Source organism: Blastomonas sp. UPD001 (genome assembly GCF_003426715.1).
Lineage (GTDB): Bacteria > Pseudomonadota > Alphaproteobacteria > Sphingomonadales > Sphingomonadaceae > Blastomonas.
Genome location: NZ_QKVT01000001.1, coordinates 2,798,468 through 2,803,773 on the forward strand (window position 1 = coordinate 2,798,468; position 5,306 = coordinate 2,803,773).

The following is a 5,306-nucleotide window of genomic DNA, read 5'->3' on the forward strand; positions in this document are numbered from 1 at the left end:
ATATGGCCCGGCGTGGTGCCGCAGCAACCGCCGACGATGTTGATCAGCCCGTCGTCCAGCCACTGGCCGATCAGGCTCGCGGTATGCTCGGGCAGCTCGTCATACTGACCCAGGTCATTGGGCAGCCCGGCATTGGGATAGGCCATGATCAGCGTGTCGGCCTGGCGCGCCAGCGCGGCGAGATGCGGGCGCAGCAGGTCCGCACCGAACGAGCAGTTGAGGCCGACGGTGAGCGGCTTGATGTGCCGCACCGCATGCCAGAACGCCTCGACCGTATGGCCCGAAAGATTGCGCCCGGCCATGTCGGTGATGGTCATGCTGAGCATGATCGGCACCTCGCGGCCGGCGGCTTCCGCCGCATCGCGCGCGGCCATGGCGGCGGCCTTGGCGTTGAGCGTGTCGAAGATCGTCTCGATCAGGATGAAATCGACCCCGCCCTCGACCAGCGCATCGCACTGTTCGCGGTACACGTCGCGCATCGTGTCGAAATCGACCTCGCGATAGCCCGGATCGTTGACATCGGGCGAGAGCGAGAGCGTCTTGTTGGTCGGACCGATCGCGCCGGCGACAAAGCGCGGCTTGCCGTCGCGGGCCTCGGCCGCATCGGCTTCCTCGCGCGCGACGCGGGCGGATTCGACGTTGATCTCGCGCACCAGATGCTCGGCGCCATAATCGGCCTGGCTGATGCGGTTGGCGCTGAACGTGTTGGTCTCGATGATGTCCGACCCGGCGTCGAGATAGGCGCGGTGGATGCCGGCGATGACCGACGGGCAGGTCAGCGCGAGAATGTCGTTATTGCCCTTCTGGTCGTGGGTGAATTCGCGGCCACCGCGGAAATCGGCTTCTTCCAGCCGGTGCGCCTGGATTTGCGTGCCATAGCCGCCGTCGAGCATCATGATGCGCTGCGCGGCGATGGACTTGAGCTTTTCTGACGGAGTCACGCGGCATTCTCCTGAAGCACCGGGGCGGCGGCGACCTTCGGGGCACGAAGCCCCAGCAGATGGCAGATCGCAAAGCTGAGCTCGGCGCGGTTGAGGGTGTAGAAATGGAAGTGGCGCACGCCGCCCGAATAGAGGCGGCGGCACATTTCGGCCGCGACCGTAGCGGCGACCAGCTGGCGCGTGGTCGGGTGATCGTCCAGCCCTTCGAACAGATCGTTCATCCATTGCGGGATTTCGGTACCGCAGGACCCGGCAATCTTGCGCGTGGTGGCGACGTTGCTCACCGGCAGGATGCCCGGCAGGATCGGCGCTGTGATGCCGGCCTTGGTATAGGCGTCGCGGAACCGGAAGAACGCTTCGGGCGAAAAGAAGAACTGGGTGATCGCCTGATCGGCCCCGGCATCGAGCTTGCGCTTGAGATTGTCGATATCGCTATCGGCGCAATCGGCATCGGGGTGCGTTTCGGGATAGGCCGCGACCGAGATCTCGAACGGCGCCACCTGCTTGAGGCCCTTTACCAGATCGGCCGCATTGGCATAGCCCTGCGGATGGGCGACGAACTTCTCGCCCATGCGCGGCGGGTCACCGCGCAGCGCGACGATGTGGCGCACGCCCGCATCCCAATAGCTTTGCGCGATCGCGTCGATCTCGTCGCGACTGGCATCGACACAGGTCAGGTGCGCCGCAGCGGGGATCGCGGTTTCGGCGGCGATGCGCGCGACGGTGGCGTGCGTGCGCTCGCGGGTCGATCCGCCCGCGCCATAGGTGACCGAGACGAATTTGGGGCCGAGCGGGGCGAGCGTGGTCAGCGTGTCCCACAAGGTCGCTTCCATCTTCTCGGTCTTGGGCGGGAAGAATTCGAAGCTCACCTCGACATCCCCGGCCAGCCCCGCGAACAGCGGCGTGCCCAGCGCTTCGCGCGCTTCGGCCAGTTGTTTGAGAGAGAGGGTCATGCAGCAGCCTTTCTGGGCGTTTCTTGTGTTCGATCACGATGGTGGATGCGGGCCGGCTCACCATGATGCCGGCCGAGCCAGATCTTCACGGTCAGCGTTCCGCCGGAAAGGCTGCGCGTGTCGGCCAGCGCAAAGCCGGCATGGCCCAGCAGCGCCGCCATGGCCTCGTCGCTGAACCCGAGACGCGCATGCGCGTCGCGCTCGCGCAGTTCCTCGAGCGCATGCGCCGCAAAATCGACGATCGCGATGCGCGCACCGGGCGCCGCAACCCGACCAGCCTCGTCGAGCACGGCCTGCGGGTTCTGGGCATAATGCAGCACCTGGTGCAGCAGGATCGTGTCGGCCGCGGCATCGGCCAGCGGCAGCGCGTAAAAATCGCCCTGGATCAGATCGACCGAACCGCCCTGCATATGCTGCAGCTTGGCGCGCGCCAGACGCAGCATTTCCGGGCTGCGGTCGATGGCGGTGCTGTGGTCGGCGGCGGGGCCGAACAGTTCGATCATCCCGCTCGGCCAGGCCGGCCTCCGCCAGGATGCGGATGTGGCGCGACACGCGCGGCTGGCTCTGGTCGAGCACCTGCGCCAGCTCGCCCACCGACAGCTCCATCAGCTGCAGCAGCAGCATGATGCGAAGCCGGCTATCGTCGGCCAGTGCCCGGAAGAGGGTTCCCATGTCCATAGAGGGTCATATAAAGAAATCTTTATATGTGGTCAATGCGGCTTGGCGGTTGTCTGGTCCGACGGCTGCCCGGCCGCCAAAACAGAGCCTGGTCATGCCCCATCGGCAATCCCAACCAAAAAGATTGCAAAGGCAGAATTTCGGCGCTAGATGCGCGCGTCCGACAGTGGGGGCTAGGCTGAAGCTTGTCGGCACGGTTGTGACGTGTTTAACTCCTTTTGGGCTGATATCAGCCATTTAGACAAGGACGGAAGTTCAAGATGAAGAGCATTATTTCGATCGCATCGGTTGCCGCACTCTCGCTGGCTCTGGCTGCTTGCGGCGCAGAAAAGACCGAAGAAGCTGCCACCGCCGAAGCGACCGCTGAAGAAGCTGCCAGGCCGAGGCGCCGGCAGCGGCAAGCGACCGCTGAACGGTTCCGCTTTGCCCGCCATGCCGCTATGACGCGGGGCATGACCGACACCCCGCTCGATCCGCCGATGACCTATGCGCGCTATCTCGCGCTCGATTCGCTGCTGGACTGCCAGACGCCGATCTCGTCCGAAGATGACGAGATGCTGTTCATCATCATCCACCAGACCAAGGAACTGTGGCTCAAGCAGATCATTCGCGAGCTGCAGCTGGCCAATGCGCAGATCGCGTCGGGCGCGCTGATCCCTGCCTATAAGGGTCTTGCGCGGGTCAGCCGGATCCAGGCGGTGATGACGCTGAGCTGGGACATCCTCTCGACCATGACCCCGAGCGACTATTCGCGCTTTCGCGGCGTGCTCGGGCCGAGTTCGGGCTTCCAGTCGGACCAGTTCCGCACCGTCGAATATCTGCTCGGGCTGAAGGACGGCGCGTTCCTCAAATTTCAGCAGGACCGCCCGGAGGCGCTGGACGCCATGCAGCAGGCGCTCGCCGCGCCCAGCCTGTGGGACAATGCGATCGGCGCGCTGGCCCGCGCGGGCTTTGCGATCCCCGAAACGCTGCTGACGCGCGATTTTGCCCAGCCGCATTCTCCCGATCCGGCGGTGGAGGATGCCTTCCTGCAGGTCTATCGCCAGCCCGAGCGCTATTGGGACCTGTACCAGCTTGCCGAAAAGCTGGTCGATCTCGACGATGCGATGGCGGCCTGGCGGCACAAGCATGTGCTGACGGTCGAACGGATCATCGGCATGAAGCGGGGCACCGGCGGCACGGCCGGCGCGGCCTATCTGCATACCACCTTGGCCAAGCGCGCCTTTCCGGAACTGTGGTCGCTGCGCACGCGGCTGTAGGCGCAAGACCCACCCTCGTCATTCCCGCGAACGCGGGAATCCCGCTTCTTTGCAGTGTTCGTTCGAAATAGCGGGACCCCCGCCTGCGCGGGGGTGACGATGAAAATGGGGCAGGGGAATGTTTCTTGCGCGACAAATCCCCGCTAAGCCCTGGCTTATGACCACCACCCCGCTCCCCGATACCGAAACGCGCGGCCTGCTTTCGGTCCTGCCCGCATCCGCGCGGCCCTATGCGCTGCTGGCGCGGTTCGACCGGCCGATCGGCTGGTGGCTGCTCTACTGGCCGTGCGCCTATGCGCTCGCGCTCGCGGGCGGCCTGAGGACGCACTGGCCGCTGCTCGGGTGGATGCTGCTCGGCGCGATCGCGATGCGCGGGGCGGGCTGCGTCTATAACGATATCGTCGATCGCGATCTCGACGCCAGGGTCGCGCGCACGCGCAGTCGCCCGCTGGCGAGCGGCGCGGTCAGCCTCAAGGCCGCCTGGGCCTGGCTGATCGGCCTGTGCCTGATCGGGCTGGTCGTGCTCGTCCAGCTCAACCTCGTCGCGGCGCTGATCGCCATCGCTTCGCTGGCTTTGGTCGCTGCCTATCCCTTCATGAAGCGGATCACCTGGTGGCCGCAGGTGTGGCTGGGGCTGGTGTTCAGCTGGGGCGCGCTGGTCGCCTGGGCAGCGGTGGCCGGTTCGGTCTCGGTGGCGGGCCTGCTGCTCTATGGCGGATGCATCACCTGGGTGATCGGATATGATACCATCTACGCGCTGCAGGATGTCGAGGATGACGCGCTGGTCGGGATCAAGTCGAGCGCGCGCGCGATGGGGAGCGCGGTGCGGCCCGGGGTTGCGCTGTGCTATGCGCTCGCCATTGCCGGATGGGGCGGCGCGATCTGGCTGGTCCGGCCCGATTGGGTCGCGCTTGCGGCGCTGCTGCCGGTGGCGGTGCATCTCGCCTGGCAGGTGCTGACGCTGAAACCGCAGGATCCGCAGGATCCGCAGGATCCGCTCGCCAAGTTCCGCAGCAACCGCAATGCCGGTCTGCTCGCCTTTCTCGCCTTTGCCGCGGTCGGACTGGCAGCGTGATTCGATGACCTTCGAGGTAATGGCGGCGGCTATCGCGCTCGGCTAGTTTCGCGCGCATGAAGCACGAAAGCCGCACCCAGGAACCCGCCGGACAACAGCTGCGCCAGTGGCGCGAACGCCGCCGTCTGAGCCAGCTGCAACTCGCGCTCGAGGTCGAGATGTCGACCCGGCACCTCAGCTTTGTCGAGACCGGGCGCGCGCAGCCGAGCCGCGACCTGATCATCCGGCTGGCCGACTATCTCGACATCCCGCTGCGCGCGCGCAACCAGATCCTGCTCGCCGCAGGGCTTGCCCCCGAATTCGAGGAGACCGGGCTGACCGCGCCCGAAATGGCCGAGGCGCTGGCGGCGGTCGAGCATCTGCTGAAGGCGCACGAGCCGTTTCCCGCGCTCGCGGTCGA

Annotated in this window: 5 protein-coding genes and 1 pseudogene; 3 read left to right on the forward strand and 3 right to left on the reverse strand. The window is 66.0% G+C overall.

Annotated features, from left to right (window positions below; translation table 11 throughout):
• The 3 genes and pseudogenes from DM995_RS21915 to DM995_RS14200 form a co-directional block, all read right to left on the reverse strand.
• Nucleotides 1-896: homocysteine S-methyltransferase family protein (locus DM995_RS21915; RefSeq protein ID WP_198669446.1), on the reverse strand; the 896-nt coding region annotated here is incomplete at its 3' end.
• Nucleotides 897-937: 41 nt separating this feature from the next.
• The gene (gene metF / locus DM995_RS14195) at nt 938-1,894 is read right to left on the reverse strand and encodes a methylenetetrahydrofolate reductase [NAD(P)H] (protein ID WP_023839329.1); all 957 of its coding nucleotides are present in this window, start codon (nt 1,892-1,894) and stop codon (nt 938-940) included.
• Nucleotides 1,891-2,572 (reverse strand): annotated as a pseudogene (locus DM995_RS14200) (ArsR/SmtB family transcription factor). Before DM995_RS14200 ends, metF begins: the two are co-directional and overlap by 4 nt.
• 452 nt (nt 2,573-3,024) lie before the next feature.
• On the opposite strand from DM995_RS14200, the gene DM995_RS14205 reads away from it, so the two are divergent.
• The 3 genes from DM995_RS14205 to DM995_RS14215 form a co-directional block, all read left to right on the forward strand.
• On the forward strand, nt 3,025-3,831 hold the full coding sequence (locus DM995_RS14205; protein WP_031318682.1) for a tryptophan 2,3-dioxygenase: 807 nt from the start codon (nt 3,025-3,027) through the stop codon (nt 3,829-3,831).
• Nucleotides 3,832-3,988: 157 nt separating this feature from the next.
• Complete coding sequence (gene ubiA / locus DM995_RS14210) at nt 3,989-4,906, forward strand: 4-hydroxybenzoate octaprenyltransferase (protein ID WP_116969844.1); 918 nt, start codon at nt 3,989-3,991, stop codon at nt 4,904-4,906.
• A 56-nt stretch (nt 4,907-4,962) separates the two neighbouring features.
• Nucleotides 4,963-5,306: helix-turn-helix transcriptional regulator (locus DM995_RS14215; protein ID WP_157973300.1), on the forward strand; the 344-nt coding region annotated here is incomplete at its 3' end.

What these genes read in the sequence shown, in the direction of transcription:
- metF (WP_023839329.1), bottom strand. Translation starts at nt 1,894, where the DNA reads ATGACCCTCTCTCTCAAACAACTGGCCGAAGCGCGCGAAGCGCTGGGC.
- DM995_RS14205 (WP_031318682.1), top strand. Translation starts at nt 3,025, where the DNA reads ATGACCGACACCCCGCTCGATCCGCCGATGACCTATGCGCGCTATCTC.
- ubiA (WP_116969844.1), top strand. Translation starts at nt 3,989, where the DNA reads ATGACCACCACCCCGCTCCCCGATACCGAAACGCGCGGCCTGCTTTCG.